A 21764-nucleotide genomic window follows, 5' to 3' on the forward strand; every position below is an offset into this window, starting at 1 on the left:
AAACGGCTCGTCCATCAGCAGCACCTTGGGCTGCATGGCCAGCGCACGGGCGATGGCCACGCGCTGCTTCATGCCGCCCGACAGCGTGTGCGGATACGCATCGGCAAACTTCGACAGGCCCACCTTGGCCAGGCAGTCCAGCGCCCGTTCTTCGGCCTCCTTGCGGCCCAGCTTGCGCGCGGCCAGCAGCGGAAACATCACGTTGGCCTTGACCGTTTTCCAGGGCGGCAGCTGGTCGAACTCCTGGAACACGACGATGCGGTCGGGCCCCGGCTGGTGCACCGCCTGGCCGTCGAGCCGGATCTCGCCTTCACGCGGGGCGATGAAGCCGCCGATGGCCTTGAGCAGCGTGCTCTTGCCGCAGCCCGAAGGCCCCAGCAGCACGAAGCGGTCGGCCTGGTGCACGTCGAAGCTCACGCGGTGCGTGGCCCGCACCACGCGCTCACGCGTGGCGTACTCCAGCGTCACGCCGTCCACCTGCAGCAGCGCCTCCTGCGGGGCAGGCTGGGCCGCCGCCTGCGGCTCCTGCGAACGCAGGGCCGGCGGCAACTCGCGCGCGGTGGCGCTGCGCAGCGTGGCGGTCGCGGTCATCTCAGCTGCCCCCGGCCAGGTGGGCATCGTCGAAGAAATAGTCCTTCACCGAAGCTGGCTTGTTCTTGATGGTGCCCACCCGGTGCATGAACTCGGCCAGCGCATAGGTGTTCTCGGGCGCCAGCTTGAACTGCACTTCGGGGTTCTTGATGATGGACAGCAGCAGCTTGCGGTCGACGTTGGACTTGTTGGTGCGGATGAAGATGTCGGCCGCCAGCTCGGGGTTGCCGCGGATCAGCTGCGCCGCCTCGGCCAGCGCGTCGACGAAGGCCTTGTAGGTCTTCGGGTTCTGCTCGCGGAACTTCTCGGTGCCGTACAGCACGGTGGCCGAAGCCGGGCCGCCCAGCACGTCGTAGCTCTTGAGCACGATGCGCGCGTTCGGGTTGCCGGCCAGTGACTGTTCCTGGAACGGCGGGTTGCCGAAGTGGCCGGTGATCTCGGTGCCGCCCTTGATGATGGCAGCGGTGGCCTCGGGGTGCGGCACGGCCACGCTGATCTTGTCCAGCTTGTTGTACTGCGCATCGCCCCACAGCTTGGCCGAGGCCAGCTGCAGCACCCGCGACTGCACCGAGACGCCCACCGCAGGCACCGCGATGCGGTCCTTGTCGGTGAAGTCGGCAATCGTCTTCACGTTCGGGTTGTTGCTGACCAGGTAGTACGGAAAGTTGCCCAGCGAGGCAATGCCGCGCACGTTCTGGCGGCCGCGGGTGCGGTCCCACAGCGTGAGCAGCGGGCCTACGCCGGCACCGGCCACGTCGATGGAGCCGGACAGCAGCGCGTCGTTCACCGCCGCGCCGCCCGACAGGGTGACGTAGTCGACCTTGATGTCCAGGCCCTGGGCCTTGCCCTGCTTCTCGATCAGCTTCTGATCCTTGGCCACGTCCAGCAGCAGGTACACGATGCCGAACTGCTCGGCGATGCGGATCTGGCCTTCGGCGTGGGCGGCGGTGGCGGCGCCCAGGGTCATGCCGGCCGCCAGCGTGGCGGCCACTAGTTTCTTCAACATGGAGGTGCTCGTCAGAAGGGCGCGTCGCCCTCGATGGTGGTGCGGTTCAGGCGGCGGCGCAGGTGGTCGGGGCAGCCGGCGGCCAGGTGGGTGACGGAACGGTTGTCCCAGAACACCATGTCGTGCGGCTGCCACCGGTGGCGGTACACCAGCTCGGGCAGCGTGCTCAGGCGGAACAGCTCGTCCAGCAGCGCGCGGCTTTCGTCCTCGGGCACGTCGACGATGCGGGTGGTGAAGTGCTCGCTGACGAAAAGCGCCTTGCGGCCGTTCTCCGGGTGGGTGCGCACCACCGGGTGCACCACGGGCTGGACCTCGGCGATCTGCTCGGGCGTGAGGTTGGGGCGCCAGGGGTTGCGCTGCTGCAGCTCGGCGTACTTGGCCAGGTAGTGGTGCTCGGCCTTCAGGCCGGCCACGGCGTTCTTCAGCGCGGCGGGCAGACGCTCCCAGGCCAGGTGCTGGTTGGCGAACAGCGTGTCGCCGCCTTCGCTGGGCAGCTCTTGCGCATGCAGCATCGAGCCCAGGCTGGGCAGCTCCTTGTACGAGAGGTCGGAGTGCCAGTAGTGGCCGGCATCACCCAGGCCGATGGGCTGGCCGTTTTCCTTGATGTTCGAGACGACCAGGATCTCGGGGTGGCCGGGCAGCTGGAACTGCCGCAGCACGTGGATCTGCAGCGGGCCGAAGCGGCGGCTGAAGTCCACCTGCTGCTGCGGCGTGATGCGCAGGTCGCGGAAAACCAGCACATGGTGCTCGAGGTGGGCGCGGTGGATGCGCGCAAAGTCGTCGTCGGCCAGCGGGCGGCCCAGGTCCAGGCCCAGCACCTCGGCGCCCAGCGGCGCGTCCAGCGGGCGGATCTCCAGGCGGCCGGCGGCGGCCGGGCGGGTCGAAGGCGATGCGAGGGTGGCGGATGACATGCGGCCACTCTAGGTGCTGCAAATCCAACAGCGAACGAAGCATTGCGCATGCGCTTGCGCGTTCACCGCATATGCAGCCGCCCCCGGCCAACGTTACGCTGCGCAACCCAAGAAGCTGAAGGAGAAGACCCCATGAGCGAACGTCAGCCCCGGTTCGAGACCTTGTCGGTGCATGCCGGCTACAAGCCCGACCCCACCACCAAGTCGGTGGCGGTGCCGCTGTACCAGACGGCGGCCTATGCCTTCGACAACGCCCAGCACGGCGCCGACCTGTTCGACCTGAAGGTGGCGGGCAACATCTACACCCGCATCATGAACCCGACCACCGACGTGCTGGAGCAGCGCGTCGCGGCCCTGGAGGGCGGGATCGGCGCGCTGGCGCTGGCCTCGGGCCAGGCGGCGGTCACCTACGCCATCCTCACCATCGCCGAGGCAGGCGACAACATCGTCTCTTCCACCGCGCTGTATGGCGGCACCTACAACCTGTTCGCGCACACGCTGCCGCAGTACGGCATCAGCACCCGCTTTGCCGACCATCGCGACCCGGCCAGCTTCGAGTCGCTGATCGACGAGCGCACCAAGGCCGTGTTCGTGGAGTCGCTGGGCAACCCGGCCGGCAACGTCACCGACATCGCCCGCATCGCCGAGATCGCGCATCGCCACGGCGTGCCGCTGATCGTGGACAACACCGTGCCCAGCCCCTACCTGTGCCGGCCCATCGAACACGGCGCTGACATCGTGGTGCACTCGCTCACCAAGTACATGGGCGGCCACGGCACCACGGTGGCCGGTGCCATCGTCGATTCGGGCAAGTTCCCGTGGGCCGAGCACAAGCAGCGCTTCAAGCGACTGAACGAGCCCGACGTGAGCTACCACGGCGTGGTGTACACCGAGGCGCTGGGCGCCGCCGCCTACATCGGCCGTGCGCGCGTGGTGCCGCTGCGCAACATGGGCTCGGCGATCTCTCCGTTCAACTCGTTCCTGATCCTGCAGGGCATCGAGACGCTGGCGCTGCGCATGGACCGCATCAGCGCCAATGCGCTGGCGGTGGCCCAGCACCTGACGCGGCACGACAAGGTGGCCTGGGTGAACTACGCCGGCCTGGAAGACCACCCCGACCATGCGCTGGCCCGCAAGTACCTGGGCGGCAAGGCTTCCGGCCTGCTCACCTTCGGCGTCAAGGGCCGTTCGGGCGACAAGCGGGCCGATGGCGCGCGCTTCCTCGACGCGCTGCAGCTGTTCACGCGGCTGGTGAACATCGGCGATGCCAAGTCGCTGGCCACGCACCCGGCCTCGACCACGCACCGCCAGCTGTCGCCCGAAGAACTGGCCAAGACCGGCGTGGGTGAAGACACGGTGCGGCTGTCGGTGGGCATCGAGCACATCGACGATCTGATCGCCGACCTGGATCAGGCCCTCGCAGCAGTCTGACCGGACTAGGACCGCAGGCCGTACCAAAGGCCTGCGGCCACCGGCACGCCCAGGCCCAGCCAGGCCACGGCGTCCCAGGCGCCGTCGCCCAGCAGGCCCGACAGCAGGCCGACGGCGGTGATGCCACCCAGCAGGATGGGCACGCGCCACAGGTGCCGCCTCATCGGGCCGCCTCGCTGGCTTGCATCGACAACTTGGCGTCCAGCGCCGGCGCCTGCCGGCGCCGCACCACCCACAGGTACAGCCCGCTGGCCAGCACCACGATGGTGATGAGGTCCAGCACCGCCCACAGGATCTGCATCGGCCGGCCGCCGTAGTCGCCGAAGTGCAGCGGCTGCGAGATCAGCAGCGCCGTCAGGTACCAGGGCAGCTCGCGGCTGTCGGTCACCTGGCCGGTGGCGGCGTCCACCAGCACCGGCTTGAGCAGGCGGGCGCTCACCGCATCGGTGCCGCGCAGGAACACGCCGTAGTGGTGCGGGCTGCTGAAGCCGGTGCCCGGAAAGGCCACGAAGGCCACCTTCATGTCGGGCGCCAGCGCGCGCGCCGCCGACACCGCGGCCTGCAGCGAGCCCGGCTGCTGCAGCGGCGGCTGGCCCTGGTAGGGCGCCACCATCTGCGCCACCTCGGTGGCCTGCCAGTACTTCACCAGCAGGTCGGCCCAGGCATTGATCACGCCGGTGGCGCCCACCACGGTGAACCACACCAGCGTGACGATGCCCAGCAGGTTGTGCAGGTCCAGCCACTTGACCCGCGGGCTGCGGTCGCGCCGCACTTCGCCAAAGCGCAGCTTGCGCATGAAGGGCGCATACAGCACCGTGCCCGAGACCAGCGCCACCAGCAGCAGCACGCCCATCGCGCCCAGGAACAGCATGCCGGGCAGGCCGGCGAACAGGTCGATGTGCAGCGAGCGCATCACGTACATGAAGCCGCTGTCCAGCGGCGGGTCGCCCAGCGCCTGGCCGCTGCGTGCATCCACCGCCACCTGCTTGAGGTTGTCGTTGGAGTCGGGCCGCTCGCACAGCGTGACGTACCAGACGCGGTCGTCGTCTTCTTCCTGCGACACGAACATGCCCTGCTTGCCCGGGTAGCGTTGCAGGGCCAGGCGCATCACCTCGTCCAGGCTGGCGCGCGGCGTGTCGGCCGGCATCTCGGCGGCTTCGATCTCGGTGCCCAGCAGGTGGCCGATTTCGTGATGAAAGATCAGCGGCAGGCCGGTCAGGCACAGCAGCAGCATGAACACGGTGCACACCAGGCTGCTCCAGGTGTGCACCCATTGCCAGCGGCGCACGGCGCGGGTGCTGAGCATGGCCGGCCCTTAGAAGTCGACGCTGGCCGACAGCACCACGGTGCGCGGCTCGCCCAGCACCAGGTAGTTGGCGCCCGGGAAGCCGCCCACCGAAGCCCAGTAGTCGCGGTTGGTCAGGTTGTTGACGTTGGCCCGCAGCGTGACGTCGCGCCCGGCCAGCGTGAGGCCGTAGCGCGCGCCCACGTCCAGCCGCGTCCAGGCCTTGACGGTGAGGCTGTTGGCCGCATCGGCGTACTGCTTGCCGGTGTAGGTGACGCGGCCGGTCAAGGCCAGGCCGGGCACGCCGGGCACGTCCCAGTCGGCATTGGCATTGAACTGCCACTTCGGCGCGCCCACGGCGTCGTCGCCCTGCACGTCGGTGTGCAGGTAGGTGGCGCCACCCAGCAGGCGCAGGCCGCGGGTGGCTTCGCCGAACACGGTGGCCTCGATGCCGCGGTTGGTCTGCTTGTAGGCTGAGCCCACGAAGCGGGTGCCTTCCACGCCGGCCACCGGCTTGCGCGCCTGGAACAGCGCCACGGTGCCGCCGAAGCGGCCGGTGTCCAGCTTGGCGCCCAGCTCCACCTGTTTGGTGACGTAGGGCGCAAACACCTCGCCCTGGTTGCTGACGGGCTGCGAGTTGCCGTTGCCGTCGAGGTAGCTGCCCGAGGCTTCGTCGCCCTTGACCAGGCCCTCGGCATAAGTGCCGTAGACCGAGACTTGCTTGGACAACTTCACCAGCAGGCCGGCCGTTGGCGTGACCTTGCTCTTGTCGTAGTGCGCGTTCTGCGCGCCGGTGTTGTAGTCGTAGCCGGTGGTCTCGATGGACTGGTGGCGCGCGCCCAGCGTCAGCTTGATGCTGTCGTCGGCGAACGAGAGCGTGTCGGCCAGCGCCAGGCTGCGGGTGCGGATGCGGCTGACCACCAGCGGATCGTCCAGCGTGCCGCCGGTGAAGCTGGGCGTGGTCGGCGGGGTCACCGTCACCGGGTCGTACAGGTTGCTGGCCGCATTGGGGCCGTAGAACACGTAGGCGTTGCGTTCCTTCGAGGTGTACAGCGCCGCGGCGGCCACCAGCTGGTGCTTCACGCTGCCGGTGGTCAGGCTGTGGCGCAGGCCCAGCTCGCCGGTGGCGATGTCGTCGCGCCGCACGTTGGCAAAGCGCGAGACGCTGGTGGCGCCACCATCGCCCGTCACCGTCACGCCGGCCAGGTCGTTGAACTCCTTGCCGCGGCGCGCGCCAGCGGCCAGCCAGGCGGTGGTCTGCGGCGCCAGGTCGAACTCGGCGCGCAGGGTGCCGAAGGTGTCGCGTTCGTTCGACACCGTCCAGGGCTGGCCGGGGTTGCTGTCGGCATCGGGTGCGGCGGGGATGTAGCTGCCCGGCGTCACGCTGGGGCGGGTGCCGCGCAGCTGCTGGTCCTGGTAGCCGATGTCGGCCGACACCCGCACGCTGCGGCTGCGCCAGTCCAGGCCCACGCCCAGCAGGCCCAGCTCGCGCTGCTCGTGGTCGACCGCGGTGTCGCCGTCGCGGCGCACTGCCGTCAGGCGCAGGCCGGTGCTCTTGTCGGGGCCGAAGCGCCGCGCCACGTCGGCCGCCAGGTAGCCCTGGCCGCCGCTTTCCACGCCCACCGTCACCTGGTTCACCGCCTCATTGGGGGCGCGCTTGGGCATCACGTTGATGGCACCACCCAGCCCGCCGCCGTTGCCGGTGGGCGCTGCCCCGTTGACGAAGCTGTTGGCGCCGCGCAGCACCTCCACCCGCTCGATCAGCTCGGCCGCCAGGTACTGGCGCGGCAGCAGGCCGTACAGGCCGTTGTAGGCCATGTCATCGGAATACACCGGAAAGCCGCGGATCAGGTACAGCTGCTGGTAGTTGCCGAAGCCGCGCGCCACCCGCACCGTCGGGTCGTTGCGCAGCACGTCGCCGATGCTGGCGGCCTGCTGGTTCTGGATCAGGTCCTGGGTGTAGCTGGTCTGGCTGAAGGGCGTGTCCATCAGGTCCTGGTTGCCCAGCAGGCCCACGCGGCCGCCGCGTGCCACCTGGCGGCCGGCATAGGGCGCCTTCAGGCCTTCGGCCGAGGCATCGGCGCTGGCGTTGATGAACACCTGCTGCACCGGCGGTGTGTCGGGGGCGGCCTGCGCCAGGGCGGCGGGCGCGGCTGCGGCGGCGCCCAGGGTCAGCAGGGCGGCCCGGGCCAGGGCGGAGAAGGCGGGTGGAACAGACTGCACAACAGCTCCAGCAAATCGCAAACAAGATTGATTCGCATTATGCTGGCAGTCTCACCTCCGCCCGCAATCCGCCTTCCGGCCGGTTGCTCAGGCCCACGGTGGCGCCTTGCCGCTGCGCCAGGTCGCGGGCGATGTACAGGCCCAGCCCGCTGCCGCCCGAGGCCCGGTTGCGGGAAGACTCCAGCCGGTGGAAAGGCTCGAACACCGCCTGCAGCGCCGCCTGCGGAATGCCCGGTCCGGCGTCGTCGATGGTGATCACCACCTGCGGCCCTTGCCGCCGCACCGCCACCTGCGCCTGCCCGCCATAGCGCACCGCGTTGGACAGCAGGTTGCCCACCACCCGGCGCAGCGCCACCGGCTGCGCGGGCGCGGTGGCCGGCTCGCCGCTGAATTGCACCGGCTGGCCCAGCTCGGCCGCGTCGTCGCACAGCGCCTGCACCAGCGCGGTGATGTCGGTGGCCTGGGTGGGCTCGGGCGTGCCCAGGCCGCGGAACAGCGCCAGCGCGTCTTCCAGCAGCGTGTCCATCTCGGCCACGTCGGCCACGCAGCGGCGCACGCGGTCGTCGTCGGGGCCCAGCGCTTCCAGCCGCAGGCGGATGCGGGTGAGCGGCGTGCGCAGGTCGTGCGAGATGGCGGCCATCAACAGTCCGCGGTGGCGGAACGATTCGTCCAGCTGCTGCGCCATCTCGTTGAACACATGGGCCGCCTCGCGCACTTCCACCGTGCCGCGGGCTTCGTCCAGCTTGGGCAACTGGGCACCCGGCCGGCCGACCGCCGCGCCCAGCTGGCGCGAAGCCGCCACCAGCCGCCGCACCGGCGCCGACAGCCAGCGCGCACCCCACCAGGCGCACAGGCCGATGAGCAGCAGCCGCACCGCATAGTCCAGCAGCAGCACGTTGCGGTAGTCGCGGCGGCCAGGCTCGCCCGTGGCGTGCGGCGGCAGCAACGGCGCGGCGTGCGGCGGGCGCGGCCCGGGTCCGGCGTGCGGCCCATCCGCCGGCGGCGGCAGGGGCGGCAGCGAGGGCAGGGTCGGCAGATCGGGCAGGGCGCCTGCCGCGGCATGCGGCACCCGGGGCCCCGAAGGCCAGCCGGTGGCCACGATGAAGGCCGCCAGGTGGCTGACCACCAGGGCCGCCCACAACAGCACGAAGAGGCGCTTGAACAGCGTGTCGGCCCACCAGCGGCGCAGCCAGGCCTTCACGCCACCTCCGCGTCGAACAGGTAGCCTTCGCCGCGCACGGTGCGGATGAGCACCGGCTGCCGCGAGGTATCGCCCAGCTTCTGCCGCAGGCGCGACACACCCAGGTCGATGCTGCGGTCGTTCACCTCCACGCCCGCGGCACGGGTCAGGTCGATCAGCGTATCGCGGCTGAGCACCCGGCCGGGCCGTTCGACGAAGGCATTGAGCAGCCGGTATTCGGCGTTGGACAGCGACACCACCACCTGCTGCGGCGACAGCAGCTGCCGGCGCAGGCGGTCGAGTTGCCAGCCCGCGAAGCGCAGCGGCCGGGCCGTGGCATCGGCCCCCCGCTCGCCCTTGCGCAGGCGCCGCGTCACTGCGTGGATGCGCGCCACCAGCTCGCGCGGCTCGAAGGGCTTGCCCAGGTAGTCGTCGGCGCCGATCTCCAGCCCCAGCACCCGGCTGGCCGGGTCGCCATGGGCGGTGAGCATGATCACCGGCGTGCCCGAGTGCTGCTGCACCCAGCGGCATAGGTCCAGCCCGCTCTCGTCGGGCAGCATCACATCCAGCACCACCACGTCGAAGGCCTGTGCAGCCATTTGGCGGCGCATCGCGGCGCCGTCGGCGGCGTCTTCCACCTGCATGCCGAAACCGCGCAGGTAGTCGCGCACCGTGGCGCGGATCTCGGTGTCGTCGTCGACGACCAGGCAACGCAGCATGTCGGTGACCTCCTCCCGGGAGGAAGTGTCACCCACGTCGTCAGACGCTGATGCCCACCACCAGCGTGGCCACGTAGCCGTCGGTCACGTTGCCGGTGACGGTGGCCAGCTGGGTGCTCACGCCATCGCTGAAGATGCCGTCGGTGCTGAAGCTGACGCTGGCAAAGTTGCGCACGCTGGCGCTGTAGCCGCTGGTGGCGTAGACGGTGTTGCACACGTCGGTCGGGAAGGCCAGCTGTGAAGTCTTGAGCTTGTTGGAGAACGAGGTGGCCGTGCTGGTGCTGCGGTACACCTCGAAGTGGATATGCGGCACGCGGCCCGCGTAGCAACCCGGGAAGATGGTGGTGAAGGTGGCGATGCCGTCGCTGTCGGTGGGCTGCACACCGCGCAGGTAGTTCTCGGCCGTCACGCCGCTGGAGTACATCGAATACAGCCCGTCGCGGGTGCAGTGCCACAGGTACACCGCATAGCCCGCCAGGTCGGCGCAGCTGCCGTTGGTGTTGACCACCTGCAGCTTCACCGTCAGCGGGACGCCGGCCGCCACGCCGCTGGCGCCACCGATGCTGCTGCGGATGTCGCTGCGCACGATGCCGCTGAGCGCCAGCGCGTTGGCCACGCTGCCGTTGCTGGTGTTGGAGCCGTCGCCCGGGTAGGGGCCGGCGGTTTCTTCGGGAATCACCGTGCAGCTGCTGACGGTGCTGGTGCTGCTGGTGCTGCCCGAGGTGCCGGTGGTCGTGGTGGTGGTGGTGGTGCCGGTGGTGCCTGTGGAAGTGCTGCTGCTGCTGGAAGCAGCGTCGCTGCCACCGCCGCAGCCGAACAGCAGCCCCGTGCCCGCGCCCGCCAGCAGGGTGATGACGCCGCGCCGCGACGGCATCGTTGCCAGCAGCCGCGGCAGGTCGGCGGCCAGGCCGCCGTGGTCATCGTGGTGCGGGGCGTGCTGGTGCGGCGTGCCGCTGGTGGCGGACTGGCGGCTGGTCGAACGGTGTGAGGTCAGGCGTTTCATGAAGTTGCTGCCGGTGGCCGGGCCGGTCGGGCCCCATGACGCGGCATTGGAGACGGCGCGCTTGTCGGCGTTATCGCCAGTTCATGTCGGCCCGGACACACGGGGCACATCAGGCGCGGCTTCCGGCCCAGGCTCGGCGCCCAGCCAGGCCTGGCTTTCATGGTCGTCGCTGTCGGCGCGGGCGTCGGCATGGCTGCGGGCCAGGGCCATCCAGGTGGCAAAGGGCACCACCATGGGTCGATGCGGCGCGGTGCGAGCCACATCCAGCGCCTCGCCGCGCGCCATCAACACGCCGAAGGCGGCCGGCACTTCGTCGGGCTCGCCGATGCCTTCGCGCAGCACGTACCAGCACTGGCAGGCGGTGGCCAGGTAAGCCGCGCCCTTGGCCGGCTGGCGCAGGTCGCTCAGCAGGTCGGCCCGCCGCACCTTGATCTCGTGCACCACCGGCTCGGCATAGGCCTCCACCGTGGTCTGGCGGATCGAGAACACGTCAGGTTGCGACATCACCCATGCCTCGCCCACCCGGGCCCGCAGGCTCAGCCGGCGCCAGGTGAGCCGGCCGGCGCGCTGCATGGCGGTGGCCACCTGGGCCACCAGGGCCTCGTGCGCATCGCGCGCGCCGCGATTGACCTGCACCGAGGCTGCAATGGCGCTGACACCCGCGTCTGTTACACGCAGCGTTTCGCGGCCATGGCCGTCGCGCAGCCGCTCCAGCCAGCCACCGGCCAACAATTCGGCCTCCAGCAGGTCTTGGCATGGCCAGCCGGCCGAGCGCCACATCTGCCGCAGTCGGCTGAGGTGCTGCCGGGAAAGGTGGTGTGCGCCCATCACGCCAAGCTTATCGTCGGCGACTTCCGTGCCGGATTGCGCACAGCGCAGCAGTGGCCAGCGCCGCGGCGTTGTGTCGCCGGAGTCACACTCGCATCATCGAGCGGCAAAAAATGGGCACCCTGTTGGGGGGTGGTTACCCGCAGTGCACACTGCTACAACCGGTTGCGGTCAAGGGCGCGCCGGTACGGCGGCTCGGCGGCACCACATGCGGCGGTACAAGCCGCCCACACACAGCATGGGATGGAGTGCTTCAACCCGAAGCGGTGAAGCAGCTGTCAAACAGAAGTCAAGAGGTGTTCTGTGGTTAGGATCTTCAATCACTATATTCACCGGCGCCTCATCTTTCAGGTTCTGTTCGATTACGGCCTGATCGTTTCTGCGGTGCTGGCTGCCGTGGCCCTGGGCCGGCAACATTCGGATTTCCTGCTGTCGATGACGGCCACCCACGGTTTCTCGGTGGCCACTTGCACGTTCGTCATCAACATCGCTTCCGGGTTTTACCAGCAGGCGCACAACCGCTCATTCACCGAAACCCTGGCGCGCGCCGGCCTGGCGGCACTGTTTGCGCTGCCGCTGGCCTACGCCATTTTCTCGGTGTTGCCTGAACAAGGCGCCGGCTCGCGCATCCTGCCGGTGGCGGCGGTGCTGGCGGTGGCGGCGGTGCTGGTTCACCGTGTGTATGCCGCGCACGCCAGCGTGGGTCGTGCGCGCTCGCGCATCCTGGTGCTGGGCTCAGGCCCGGCCGCCAAGCTGGTGGGCGAAACCCTGAACAGCTCAGATCCTTCGGCCGAGGTGGTGGGCTTCTTCCCGGCGCCGCATGAACAGCAGGTGGCCGTGCTGGCCTCGCAGATCCTCAGCGGCCAGTCGCTGGCAGAAACCGCCCTGCGCGCCGGCGTGAGTGAAATCGTGGTGGCGGTGACCGAGCGCCGCGGCGGCAACATGCCGCTGCGCGACCTGCTCGATTGCAAGATCCAGGGCATTCGCGTGTCCGACATTTCCACCCATTTTGAAAAAACGCTGGGCAAGCTGCGCCTGGATTACGTCAACGCCGGCTGGCTGATTTTCGGCGATGGTTTTGATCAGGGCTTTTTCCGCACGGCGGTCAAGCGGCTGTTCGACATTGTGTCTGCCTCGGTGCTGCTGGTGGTGTCGGCGCCGGTGATGCTGGTGACCATGCTGCTGATCAAGCTGGAAAGCCCCGGCCCGGTGTTCTACCGCCAGCAGCGCGTGGGTTTGAATGGCCAGAACTTCAACGTCGTCAAATTCCGCAGCATGCGCAACGACGCTGAAAAAGACGGCAAGCCGCGCTGGGCCACCGCCGCCGACGACCGCGTGACGGCCGTGGGCCGCGTCATCCGCAAGCTGCGCATCGACGAGCTGCCCCAGCTCATCAACGTGTTCAAGGGTGAAATGAGCATCGTGGGCCCGCGCCCCGAGCGCCCCTTCTTCGTCGAGCGCCTGACGCAGGAAATTCCGTACTACGCGGTGCGCCACAGCATCAAGCCCGGCGTCACCGGTTGGGCCCAGGTGCGCTACCACTACGGCGCCACGGTGGAAGATTCGCAGGAAAAGCTGCAGTACGACCTGTACTACGTGAAGAACCACACCCTGTTCCTGGATCTGCTGATCCTGTTCGAAACCGTGGCCGTGGTGCTCACCGGCAAGGGCGCGCGCTAAGCTGGGCAGTCGTCCAGTCGCCGTGTCCACATCGGGCCGCCTGTGGGCGGCCTTTTGTCTTCTTCATGGATTCAACGCCTTTGCTCGACTTCGCTGTCTACGGGTGGGGCTTCACCGTTCTGGCGTATGCGGCGTTCGCGCTCAGCCTGCGCAGCGCCGGCCGCCTGTTCGTGGAGCACCCTGGCGTGCATCGCCTGTTCGTGCTGGCCATGGCCGCCACCGCCGCGTGGGCGCTGGGCGGTTTCGTGGCCCAGCTGACGCAAAGCCCGCTGGCCGAAGGCGTCAGCGGCCTGTTGGACAGTGCCCGATACGCCTGTGTCTTCGCCTACCTGCTGCGGGTGTTGCAGCCGGCGGGCGGGCGCTGGTCGGCGTTGAAGATGGCCGGCGCGGCCATCGTGCTCCTGGCCGCCGCGGCGGGCCTGCCTGAGCTGTTGCTGAAGTCAGAGGCGGAACAAAGCGGCCGGGCGGTCTTTCTGGCCCGGCTGATGCTGCCGGTGTTCGGCATCGTGCTGCTGGAGCAGCTGTACCGCCGCACGCCGCGCGAATTCCACTGGAACATCAAACCGCTGTGCCTGGGCCTGGGGTTTGTGTTCGTCTTCGACATTTACCTGTTTTCGCTGGCCTTCCTGTTCGGCACGCTGGACGGGGTGGGTCTGGCCGCACGCGGCCTGGTGCATGCGGTGGCGGTGCCGCTGCTGTTCATCGCCACCCGGCGCCATGCTGACTGGCGCGCCAGCGCGCAGATGTCGCGCGCGGTGGTGTTTCATACCGCCACCCTGATGTTCGTGGGCGGCTACCTGCTGTTCGTGGCGGCGGTGGGTTATTTTGTCCAGTATTTCAGCGGCGATTGGGGTCGGGCGCTGCAACTGACCCTGGTTTTCGTGGCGCTGCTGCTGCTGGCGGTGCTGCTGATTTCTGGCAGCGTGCGCGCACGGCTGCGGGTGTTCGTGGCCAAGAATTTCTTTGCTTACCGCTACGACTACCGGGCCGAATGGTTGCGGTTCACCGCGCGGCTGTCGGGCGATACCGGCTCGCAGGACATGGGCGCGCGGGCTGTACAGGGTCTGGCCGACATGCTGCAGTGCCCGGGTGGCGCGCTGTGGATGGCGGCCGCCGGCTCGCCCGACTACGTGCTCAGCGCCCGCTGGAACGTTCCGCCGATGAATACCCTGGAATCGGCCGGCGACCCCTTATGCAAGTTCTTGGGCGATACCGGCTGGATCATCGACCTGGACGAATACCGCGCCAAGCCCCGCCATTACAACGGGCTGGTGGTGCCGACCTGGCTCACCGGCCACCCCAATTTCTGGCTGGTGATACCGCTGTTCGTCGGTGCGTCGGAGCTGCTGGGTTTTGTGGTGCTCAAACGTCCCGCGCACGCGGCCAGCGTCACCTGGGAAGTGCGCGACCTGCTGAAAACCGCCAGCCGCCAGGCCGCCAGTTTCCTGGCCCAGGCCCGCGCCACCGAGGCGCTGCTGGAGGCGCAGAAATTCGACGCCTTCCACCGCATGTCGGCCTTCGTGGTGCACGACCTGAAAAACATCATCACCCAGCTGTCGCTGATGATGCAGAACGCCAAACGGCTTCGGCACAACCCGGAGTTCCAGCAGGACATGCTGCTGACGGTCGAGAACTCGCTCGAGAAGATGCAGGCGCTGATGGAACAGTTGCGCGAAGGAGACAAACCGCTGGGTGTGGTGTGCGGCGTCGACCTGGCCGCCATCGCCGAGCAAACGCGCGAGATGGCCGCCGCCCGCGGCCGCAGCGTGGAGCTGCACAGCCAGCGCGGCCTGTCAGTGCGCGGGCAGGAAGAGCGGCTGGCCCGGGTGCTGGGCCATGTGGTGCAGAACGCACTGGACGCCACGCCGCCCGAAGGCCAGGTGGCCATTGCGCTGGACCGCGCCGGCGACATGGCCCGGGTGGTGGTGAGCGACACCGGCCAGGGCATGAGCCCCGAGTTCATCCACACCCGGCTGTTCAAGCCCTTCAGCACCACCAAGGCGGCGGGCATGGGCATCGGCGCCTATGAAAGCCACCAGTACGTGAAAGAGCTGGGCGGCCGCATCGAGGTGCGCAGCGAGGTGGGCCGTGGCACCACGATGACCATCCTGCTGCCCCTGCATGATGCGAAGATGCCCCACGAAGCCGACCTGATGAGCGCGCCATGAGTACCCCCAAGTCGCCCCAGCTGCTGATCGTCGAGGACGACCTGGCGCTGCAAAAGCAGATCAAGTGGTCACTCGACCGGTTCGAGTCGGTCACGGCTGCCGACCGCGAAAGCGCGCTGGTGCAGTTCCGCCGCTGCACGCCGCCGGTGGTCACCATGGACCTGGGCCTGCCGCCCGACAAGGACTCGGTGTCCGAAGGCTTTGCGCTGCTGGAAAAGCTGCTCGACCTGGACCCCGGCGTGAAGGTCATCGTGCTCACCGGCCAGAACGACCGCGCCAATGCGCTGCGTGCGGTGGAGCTGGGCGCCTACGACTTCCTGGCCAAGCCCTTCGACGTGGAGCTGCTCAACCTGACGGTGGAGCGGGCCCTGCGCCTGCATGAGCTGCAGTCGGAGAACCAGCGCCTGCGCGAGCTGCGCGGCACCGAGCTGACGCAGGGCGTGACCACCCGCGACCCCGAGATGCTGAAGATCTGCCGCATGGTGGAAAAGGTGGCGCCCAGCAACGCCAGCGTGATGCTGCTGGGCGAAAGCGGCACCGGCAAGGAGGTGCTGGCCCAGGCGCTGCACCAGGCTTCGCGCCGCAGCGGCAAGTTCGTGGCCATCAACTGCGCGGCCATCCCCGAGAACCTGCTGGAAAGCGAACTCTTCGGCTACGAGAAGGGCGCCTTCACCGGCGCGGTGAAGACCACGCCCGGCCGCATCGAGACGGCGCACGGCGGCACGCTGATGTTCGACGAGATCGGCGACCTGCCGCACTCGCTGCAGGCCAAGCTGCTGCGCTTTTTGCAGGAGCGCACCATCGAGCGCATCGGCGCCCGCAGCTCCATCCCGGTGGACGTGCGCGTGGTGTGCGCCACCCACCAGGACCTGAAGGCGCTGATTGGCGAGCAGCGCTTCCGTGAAGACCTGTACTACCGGCTGGCCGAGATCGTGGTCAACATCCCGCCGCTGCGCAGCCGCGCGGGCGATGCGGCGCTGCTGGCCCATGCCTTCCTCAAGCGCTTTTCGCAGGAGCAGCGCAGCGCCATGCGCTTCACCGAAGACGCGCTGCGCGCCATCGAGGCCCATGCCTGGCCCGGCAACGTGCGCGAGCTGGTGAGTGTGATCAAGCGCGCGACCATCATGGCCGAGGGCGACCGCATCACCTGCGAAGACCTGGGCCTGCCCGAGGCGGCGCCGCCGTCTGACGCGGGCGACACCTCGCTCGACCTGCGTGTGGCCCGCGAGACGGCCGAGCGCGAGACCATCCTGGCCGCGCTGGCGCGGTCCAACGGCAACATCCAGAAGGCCTCGGAGCTGCTGGGCGTGAGCCGGCCCACGCTGTACGACCTGATCAGCCGCTTGAACATCCGCGTCGAAAAAGTCTAGGAGCCTTGCGGTACAACGGCAGTCCCCACACTGTCGTCCAGGAGTACCCATGGCCCAGAACCGCAACGTCGCCGTCATCGTCGGCAGCCTGCGCAAGGCATCGCTCAACCGCAAGCTGGCGCTGGCCCTCGCTGGCCTGGCGCCGGCCGGCCTGCAGCTCAAGATCGTCGAGATCGGCGCGCTGCCGCTGTACAACCAGGACGACGAGGCGAACCCGCCGGCGGTCGTCACCGACTTCAAGCAGCAGATCAAGGCCGCCGACGCGCTGCTGTTCGTCACGCCGGAATACAACCGCTCGGTGCCTGGCGCGCTGAAGAACGCGATCGACCATGGCTCGCGCCCCTATGGCCAAAGCGCCTGGGCGGGCAAGCCGGGTGCGGTGGTCACGCTGTCGCCGGGCGGCATCGGCGGCTTCGGCGCCAACCACCACCTGCGGCAGATGCTCACCTTCCTGGACGTGCCGGTGCTGCAGCAGCCCGAGGCCTACATCGGCGGTGCCGGCGAGCTGTTCGACGAACAAGGCGGCATCAAGAAGCCCGACACCCAGGCCTTCCTCGAGAAGTTCATGGGCGCCTTCGCGCAGTGGATCGAGCGCAACGCCAAGGCGGCTTGAAGGGTCGTCGGGCGGCTTAACGGTCGCCCAAAGTGTGCGGGCTAGCATGGCCCGCATGAAGCACCTTCTTCCGCTTACCCGCCGCCAGACGCTGGCCGGCCTGGCTGCTGCCACCAGCTTGCCCTGGCTGGCTCCGCCCGCCCAGGCTGCCGCAGCCGTTGCGGCGCCTGTCCGCGGCAGCGTCAGCCTGCCACCGCTTGGCCTGCGCCAGCGCACGCTGGCCAACGGCCTGCAAGTCATCGCACTGCCCGACCGCAGCACCGCCACCGTCAGCGTGCAGGTCTGGTACCGCGTGGGCGGCAAGGACGATCCGGCCGGCCGCTCGGGCTTTGCGCACCTGTTCGAGCACATGATGTTCAAGCGCACGCGTCACATGCCGTCGGAGACCTTCGACCGGCTGACCGAGGACGTGGGCGGCCAGAACAATGCCTTCACCGCCGAAGACACCACCGCCTACCAAAGCGAAGTGCCTTCCAACCACCTGGAACGGCTGCTGTGGGCCGAGGCCGAGCGCATGTCCAACCTGGAGGTGGACCAGCCCAGCTTCGACAGCGAGCGCGCCGTGGTGCAGGAAGAGCTGCGCCAGCGGGTGCTGGCCAGCCCCTACGGTCGCCTGTTCAATGCGCTGCCCGGCTATGCCTTCGAGCGCCACCCCTACCGCCGGCCGGTGGTGGGCAGCATCGACGACCTCAACGCCGCCACGCTGGACGACGTGCGCGCCTTCCACAGCACCTACTACCGGCCCGACAACGCGGTGCTGATCGTGGCCGGCGACCTGGACGAAGCCCGCTTCGACGCCGCGGTGGACCGGTATTTCGGCCGCATCGCCCGACCCGCGATGCCCATTCCGCGCGTGACGGTGCAGGAGCCGCCGCGCCAGGCCGACCTGCGCGCCACGCTGCAGGCGCCGCGGGTGCCGCTGCCGGCGGTGGCGCTCATCTGGAAGGGCCCCGCCGCGCGTGACGAAGATGCCGCCGCGCTGGACGTCGCCTCGGCCCTGCTGGCCGGCGGCGAGTCGTCCCGCATGAACCAGGCGCTGGTCTACCGCGACCGCGTGGCCCAGGCCGCCGGCTTCCAGACCCACCTGAATGCCGATGCCGGCATGCTGGTGGCCTATGCCATCGCGGTGGGCGGGCAGCCCGCCGAGCAGCAACTGCCCGCGCTGGAAAAGGCGCTGATGCGCGAGATCGAGTCGCTGGCGCGCGGCCCGATCCGCGATGCGGAGTTCGACAAGGTGCGCACCCAGCTGCTCACCGCCGCGCTGATGGAGCGGCAGACGCCCAACGGCCGCGCCGCCGCCGCCGGCTGGGCCGTGATCCAGTACGGCGACGCGCGCCAGGCCGAGCAGCAGCTGCAGCGGCTGCAGGCGGTGCGCGCGGCCGACGTGCAGCGCGTGCTGCGCCGCCATGTGCTGGAAGCGCACCGGGTGACGCTGAGCTATGTGCAGGCGCCGGACGGCGCGGCGGGCACCGGCGGCGACGCCTCGCCCGCCGCCGCCGGCCCGGCCGCTGGCGCGCAGCCCGCCAGCGCAGCCTCGCCTGCCAGTGGCGCAGCCACACCCCCACCTGCCACCACCCCCACCGGGAGCCGCCCATGATGCGCCGCCGTGAGCTCGCGGGCGCCTTGCCCGCCCTGGCCTTGCTGGCCACCTCTGCAGCCGGGGCCCAGCCCGCCAACCCCGCCAGCGCCCCTGCCGGCCTGGGCACCGCCACCGATGCCGACGACTTCAGCCGCCCGCCGCCCGCCGGCGCGCCGCGGCCCGTCACCGTGCCGCCGCTGCATGAAAGCCGGCTGCCCAACGGCCTGAACGTGGTGGTGGCGCCTCGCCAGGGGCTGCCGCTGGTCAGTGCCTGGCTGCTGGTGCGTGTGGGCAGCGAGACCGATCCGCTGGACCGCGCCGGCCGCGCCGACATGCTGGCAGGCCTGCTGACGCAAGGCGCCCGCCGCAACGGCCGCGCGGTGAGCGCGCCGGAGATCGCGCGCGAGGCCGAGGCCCTGGGTGGCTCGCTCGACGCCGGCAGCGGCTGGCGCTCCACCAGCCTGGGCATGACGGTGACCACGCCGCGGCTGGACGCCGCCTTGTCCCTGATGAGTGACGTGCTGCGCCAGCCCACGCTGGCCGCCGACGAGCTGGAGCGGCTGCGGGTGCAGGCCATCGACAACCTGCGCGTCAGCGACAGCAACCCCGGCAGCATCGCCAGCCGGGTGGCGCGCCGGCTGTACTGGGGCACCAGCGCCTATGGCAGCGTGACCACCGCCGAGACGCTGGGCCGCCTGCAGCGCGACGATCTGGTGGCCCTGCACCGCCAGGGCTTCCGCCCCGACCAGACGCTGCTGGTACTGGCCGGCGACCTGACGCCCGAGCGTGGCCGGGCGCTGGCGCGCCAGCACTTCGGCGATTGGCGCGCCAGCCGCATCGCGCCGCTGGAACGCCGCGACGGCCAGCCGGCACCGCTGGCGCCGCGCACGGTGCTGGTGGACCTGCCCGGCGTGGGCCAGAGCAGCGTGCTGGTGATGGCGCCGTACAGCTCGTTGGCGCCGCAGGACGTGCCCGAGTGGCGCATCGCCCAGGTGGCCAATGCGGTGCTGGGCGGCGGCTACTCGGCGCGGCTGAACCAGGAGGTGCGCATCAAGCGCGGCCTGAGCTACGGCGTGGGCACCGGCGTCGAGCAGCAGCCCGAAGGCGGCGTGTGGGACGCCAGCGCGCAGACCGACCACCGCAACGTGGCCCAGGTGGCGCAGCTGCTGCGTGAGCAGGTGCTGGGCCTGGCCGGCAACCCACCCACGGCGGACGAACTGGCCGCGCGCCAGGCCACGCTGGTGGGCAGCTTCGCGCGCCGGCTGGACACCAATGCCGGCATCGCCTCGTTGATCACCGCGCGCTGGGCCACCGGCCGGCCGCTGTCGGAGCTGAACCGCTTCGTCGACGAGATCCTGGCGGTGACGCCGGCCCAGGTGCAGGCCTTTGCCGGCCGGCGCTGGACCGAAGGCGCGCTGCGCACGGTGGTGGTGGGCGACTTCAGCGCCGCGCCCGAAGCCTTTGAGCAGTTGGCCAAGGCCGACCCGACGGCGCTGCGGCTGAAGGCCAGCGAGCTCGACTTCGGCAGCGGCGCGCTGCTGCCGCGCCGGCCCTGAAGGCGCGGCAGGCGGGCTACTTCGCGGTGGCCTGCCGCACCGCGTGCTCCCAGCCTTCCATCAAGGCCTGGGCGCGGGCGCGCGGCATCGTGGGCAGGAAGCGGCGCTGCACCTGCCATTGCTCGCTCAGCTCGTCCAGGCTGCCGAACACGCCAGTGGCCAGACCGGCCAGGTAGGCGGCGCCCAGCGCGGTGGTCTCGATCACCTGCGGGCGCACCACCGGCACGCCCAGCAGGTCGGCCTGGAACTGCATCAGCAGGTCGTTGACGCAGGCGCCGCCGTCCACCCGCAGCTCGCTCACCGGCGCGCCGCCGGCAGCCACCGCGTCGCGGCTCATGGCCTGCAGCAGCGCCGCGCTTTGAAAGGCGATGCTCTCCAGCGCCGCCCGCGCGATGTGGGCCACGGTGGTGCCACGCGTCACGCCGACGATGGCGCCGCGGGCGTCGGCGTCCCAGTAGGGCGCGCCCAGGCCGGTGAAGGCGGGCACGAACACCACGCCGCCGGCGTCGGGCACGCTCTCGGCCAGGGCCTGCACCTGGGCGCTGCTTTCGATGGCGCGCAGGCCGTCGCGCAGCCACTGCACCACCGCGCCGCCGATGAACACGCCGCCCTCGAAGGCGAACTGCGGCGTGCCGTCCACCTGCGCGGCGGCGGTGGTCAGCAGGCCGTTGGCCGAGGTCTCGAAGCGTGGGCCGGTGGGCATCAACATGAAGCAGCCGGTGCCGTAGGTGTTCTTGGCCAGCCCGGGCCGAAAGCACGCCTGGCCGAACAGGGCGCTCTGCTGGTCGCCCGCGATGCCGGCGATCGGCACCTCGCCGCCCAGGAATTCGGCATCGGCCACGCCGTACACGTGGCTGGAAGGGTGCACCTCGGGCAGCACGCTGGCCGGGATCTTCAGCAGCTGCAGCAGCTCTTCGTCCCACTGGTTGCGGCGGATGTCGAACAGCATGGTGCGCGAGGCATTGCTCACGTCGGTGGCATGCACCTGGCCACGGGTGAGCTGCCACAGCAGCCAGCTGTCCACGGTGCCGAAGGCCAGCTCGCCGCGGTCGGCGGCTTCACGCGCGCCGGGCACCTGGTCGAAAAGCCAGCGCAGCTTGGTGGCCGAGAAATACGCGTCGATCACCAGGCCGGTGCTGCGCTGCACCCGCTCGCCCATGCCGGCGTCGCGCAGCTCGGCGCACAGGGGCTCGGCTCGGCGGTCCTGCCAGACGATGGCGTTGTGGATGGGCTCGCCGGTGCGGCGGTTCCACAGCAGCGTGGTCTCGCGCTGGTTGGTGATGCCGATGCCGGCCAGCGCCTTGGCGTCGAGCTTCGCCTTGGCCAGGGCGCCCCGGCAGACCTCGACCGTCGCCGCCCAGATCTCCTCGGGATCGTGTTCGACCCAGCCGGGCCTGGGGAAGATCTGCGGCAGTTCCTTCTGCGCCGAGGCGACCGGACGGCCGCCCGCATCGAAGACGATGGCGCGGGTGCTGGTCGTGCCCTGATCTATGGCGAGAACGTGCTGGGCAGCCATCGCGCGGTGAGAGCCTAGTGGGCGCGATCGATTGCGAAGTCGACCGCCTCGAGCAGCGCGGCCTTGAGCGGCGTACCGGGGAACAGGCCCAGCGCATCGCGCGCC

The 21764-nt window shown here is 69.9% G+C and carries 18 protein-coding genes; 7 read left to right on the forward strand and 11 right to left on the reverse strand.

Going from position 1 to position 21764, the window contains the following annotated elements; genetic code table 11:
- The 3 genes from ABNT58_RS22450 to ABNT58_RS22460 all read right to left on the reverse strand — a co-directional run.
- Nucleotides 1-591: ATP-binding cassette domain-containing protein (locus ABNT58_RS22450; protein ID WP_348755626.1), on the reverse strand; the 591-nt coding region annotated here is incomplete at its 3' end.
- Nucleotide 592: 1 nt separating this feature from the next.
- Nucleotides 593-1597 (reverse strand): ABC transporter substrate-binding protein, encoded by a 1005-nt coding sequence (locus ABNT58_RS22455; protein WP_348755627.1) that lies wholly within the window; start codon nucleotides 1595-1597, stop codon nucleotides 593-595.
- A gap of 11 nt (nucleotides 1598-1608) precedes the next feature.
- Complete coding sequence (locus tag ABNT58_RS22460; RefSeq protein WP_348755628.1) at nucleotides 1609-2508, reverse strand: TauD/TfdA family dioxygenase; 900 nt, start codon at nucleotides 2506-2508, stop codon at nucleotides 1609-1611.
- A 132-nt stretch (nucleotides 2509-2640) separates the two neighbouring features.
- On the opposite strand from ABNT58_RS22460, the gene ABNT58_RS22465 reads away from it, so the two are divergent.
- Nucleotides 2641-3939: an aminotransferase class I/II-fold pyridoxal phosphate-dependent enzyme gene (locus ABNT58_RS22465; RefSeq protein WP_348755629.1), complete on the forward strand. Its 1299-nt coding sequence runs from the start codon at nucleotides 2641-2643 to the stop codon at nucleotides 3937-3939.
- 5 nt (nucleotides 3940-3944) lie between these two features.
- Here the strand turns inward: ABNT58_RS22465 and ABNT58_RS22470 are convergent, their stop codons facing one another.
- The 7 genes from ABNT58_RS22470 to ABNT58_RS22500 form a co-directional block, all read right to left on the reverse strand.
- Entirely contained in the window at nucleotides 3945-4103 is a 159-nt protein-coding gene (locus ABNT58_RS22470) for a hypothetical protein (RefSeq protein WP_348755630.1), read from the reverse strand.
- Nucleotides 4100-5245, reverse strand: coding sequence for a PepSY domain-containing protein (locus ABNT58_RS22475; protein WP_348755631.1), 1146 nt, complete (start codon nucleotides 5243-5245; stop codon nucleotides 4100-4102). Before ABNT58_RS22475 ends, ABNT58_RS22470 begins: the two co-directional genes overlap by 4 nt.
- 9 nt (nucleotides 5246-5254) lie before the next feature.
- Complete coding sequence (locus ABNT58_RS22480) at nucleotides 5255-7447, reverse strand: TonB-dependent receptor (RefSeq protein WP_348755632.1); 2193 nt, start codon at nucleotides 7445-7447, stop codon at nucleotides 5255-5257.
- Nucleotides 7448-7484: 37 nt separating this feature from the next.
- Nucleotides 7485-8648 (reverse strand): ATP-binding protein, encoded by a 1164-nt coding sequence (locus ABNT58_RS22485; protein ID WP_348755633.1) that lies wholly within the window; start codon nucleotides 8646-8648, stop codon nucleotides 7485-7487.
- Nucleotides 8645-9346 carry a response regulator transcription factor gene (locus ABNT58_RS22490; protein WP_348755634.1) on the reverse strand — a complete coding sequence of 234 codons (702 nt, stop codon included), beginning with the start codon at nucleotides 9344-9346 and terminating at the stop codon, nucleotides 8645-8647. Before ABNT58_RS22490 ends, ABNT58_RS22485 begins: the two co-directional genes overlap by 4 nt.
- Before the next feature lie 40 nt (nucleotides 9347-9386).
- Nucleotides 9387-10349, reverse strand: coding sequence for an intradiol ring-cleavage dioxygenase (locus ABNT58_RS22495; protein WP_348755635.1), 963 nt, complete (start codon nucleotides 10347-10349; stop codon nucleotides 9387-9389).
- Between the two features lie 81 nt (nucleotides 10350-10430).
- Nucleotides 10431-11177 (reverse strand): hypothetical protein, encoded by a 747-nt coding sequence (locus ABNT58_RS22500; RefSeq protein WP_348755636.1) that lies wholly within the window; start codon nucleotides 11175-11177, stop codon nucleotides 10431-10433.
- 303 nt (nucleotides 11178-11480) lie between these two features.
- Between ABNT58_RS22500 and ABNT58_RS22505 the strand changes: the two genes are divergently transcribed.
- The 6 genes from ABNT58_RS22505 (at nucleotide 11481) to ABNT58_RS22530 (ending at nucleotide 20143) form a co-directional block, all read left to right on the forward strand.
- Complete coding sequence (locus ABNT58_RS22505) at nucleotides 11481-12857, forward strand: TIGR03013 family XrtA/PEP-CTERM system glycosyltransferase (protein ID WP_348755637.1); 1377 nt, start codon at nucleotides 11481-11483, stop codon at nucleotides 12855-12857.
- Between the two features lie 80 nt (nucleotides 12858-12937).
- On the forward strand, nucleotides 12938-15025 hold the full coding sequence (gene prsK / locus ABNT58_RS22510) for an XrtA/PEP-CTERM system histidine kinase PrsK (RefSeq protein WP_348755638.1): 2088 nt from the start codon (nucleotides 12938-12940) through the stop codon (nucleotides 15023-15025).
- Entirely contained in the window at nucleotides 15022-16395 is a 1374-nt protein-coding gene (gene prsR, locus ABNT58_RS22515) for a PEP-CTERM-box response regulator transcription factor (protein WP_348755639.1), read from the forward strand. Before prsK ends, prsR begins: the two co-directional genes overlap by 4 nt.
- 49 nt (nucleotides 16396-16444) lie before the next feature.
- Complete coding sequence (locus ABNT58_RS22520) at nucleotides 16445-17008, forward strand: NAD(P)H-dependent oxidoreductase (protein ID WP_348755640.1); 564 nt, start codon at nucleotides 16445-16447, stop codon at nucleotides 17006-17008.
- Between the two features lie 55 nt (nucleotides 17009-17063).
- Nucleotides 17064-18605: a pitrilysin family protein gene (locus ABNT58_RS22525; RefSeq protein WP_348755641.1), complete on the forward strand. Its 1542-nt coding sequence runs from the start codon at nucleotides 17064-17066 to the stop codon at nucleotides 18603-18605.
- Nucleotides 18602-20143 carry a pitrilysin family protein gene (locus ABNT58_RS22530; protein WP_348755642.1) on the forward strand — a complete coding sequence of 514 codons (1542 nt, stop codon included), beginning with the start codon at nucleotides 18602-18604 and terminating at the stop codon, nucleotides 20141-20143. Before ABNT58_RS22525 ends, ABNT58_RS22530 begins: the two co-directional genes overlap by 4 nt.
- A 16-nt stretch (nucleotides 20144-20159) precedes the next feature.
- On the opposite strand, the gene glpK is transcribed toward ABNT58_RS22530, so the two are convergent.
- Nucleotides 20160-21659 (reverse strand): glycerol kinase GlpK, encoded by a 1500-nt coding sequence (gene glpK, locus ABNT58_RS22535; RefSeq protein WP_348755643.1) that lies wholly within the window; start codon nucleotides 21657-21659, stop codon nucleotides 20160-20162.
- Between the last annotated feature and the right edge of the window lie 105 nt (nucleotides 21660-21764).

The sequence above is a fragment of the uncultured Aquincola sp. genome, from assembly GCF_964001545.1.
In the GTDB taxonomy this organism is placed as follows: domain Bacteria; phylum Pseudomonadota; class Gammaproteobacteria; order Burkholderiales; family Burkholderiaceae_C; genus Aquincola.

Bases quoted from the DNA above. Each gene is read 5' to 3' on its own strand.
- ABNT58_RS22530 (WP_348755642.1), top strand. From the start codon at position 18,602: ATGATGCGCCGCCGTGAGCTCGCGGGCGCCTTGCCCGCCCTGGCCTTG.
- ABNT58_RS22470 (WP_348755630.1), bottom strand. From the start codon at position 4,103: ATGAGGCGGCACCTGTGGCGCGTGCCCATCCTGCTGGGTGGCATCACC.
- ABNT58_RS22525 (WP_348755641.1), top strand. From the start codon at position 17,064: ATGAAGCACCTTCTTCCGCTTACCCGCCGCCAGACGCTGGCCGGCCTG.
- ABNT58_RS22465 (WP_348755629.1), top strand. From the start codon at position 2,641: ATGAGCGAACGTCAGCCCCGGTTCGAGACCTTGTCGGTGCATGCCGGC.
- glpK (WP_348755643.1), bottom strand. From the start codon at position 21,659: ATGGCTGCCCAGCACGTTCTCGCCATAGATCAGGGCACGACCAGCACC.
- ABNT58_RS22475 (WP_348755631.1), bottom strand. From the start codon at position 5,245: ATGCTCAGCACCCGCGCCGTGCGCCGCTGGCAATGGGTGCACACCTGG.
- ABNT58_RS22520 (WP_348755640.1), top strand. From the start codon at position 16,445: ATGGCCCAGAACCGCAACGTCGCCGTCATCGTCGGCAGCCTGCGCAAG.
- ABNT58_RS22455 (WP_348755627.1), bottom strand. From the start codon at position 1,597: ATGTTGAAGAAACTAGTGGCCGCCACGCTGGCGGCCGGCATGACCCTG.
- ABNT58_RS22490 (WP_348755634.1), bottom strand. From the start codon at position 9,346: ATGCTGCGTTGCCTGGTCGTCGACGACGACACCGAGATCCGCGCCACG.
- ABNT58_RS22495 (WP_348755635.1), bottom strand. From the start codon at position 10,349: ATGAAACGCCTGACCTCACACCGTTCGACCAGCCGCCAGTCCGCCACC.
- ABNT58_RS22500 (WP_348755636.1), bottom strand. From the start codon at position 11,177: ATGGGCGCACACCACCTTTCCCGGCAGCACCTCAGCCGACTGCGGCAG.
- prsR (WP_348755639.1), top strand. From the start codon at position 15,022: ATGAGTACCCCCAAGTCGCCCCAGCTGCTGATCGTCGAGGACGACCTG.
- ABNT58_RS22460 (WP_348755628.1), bottom strand. From the start codon at position 2,508: ATGTCATCCGCCACCCTCGCATCGCCTTCGACCCGCCCGGCCGCCGCC.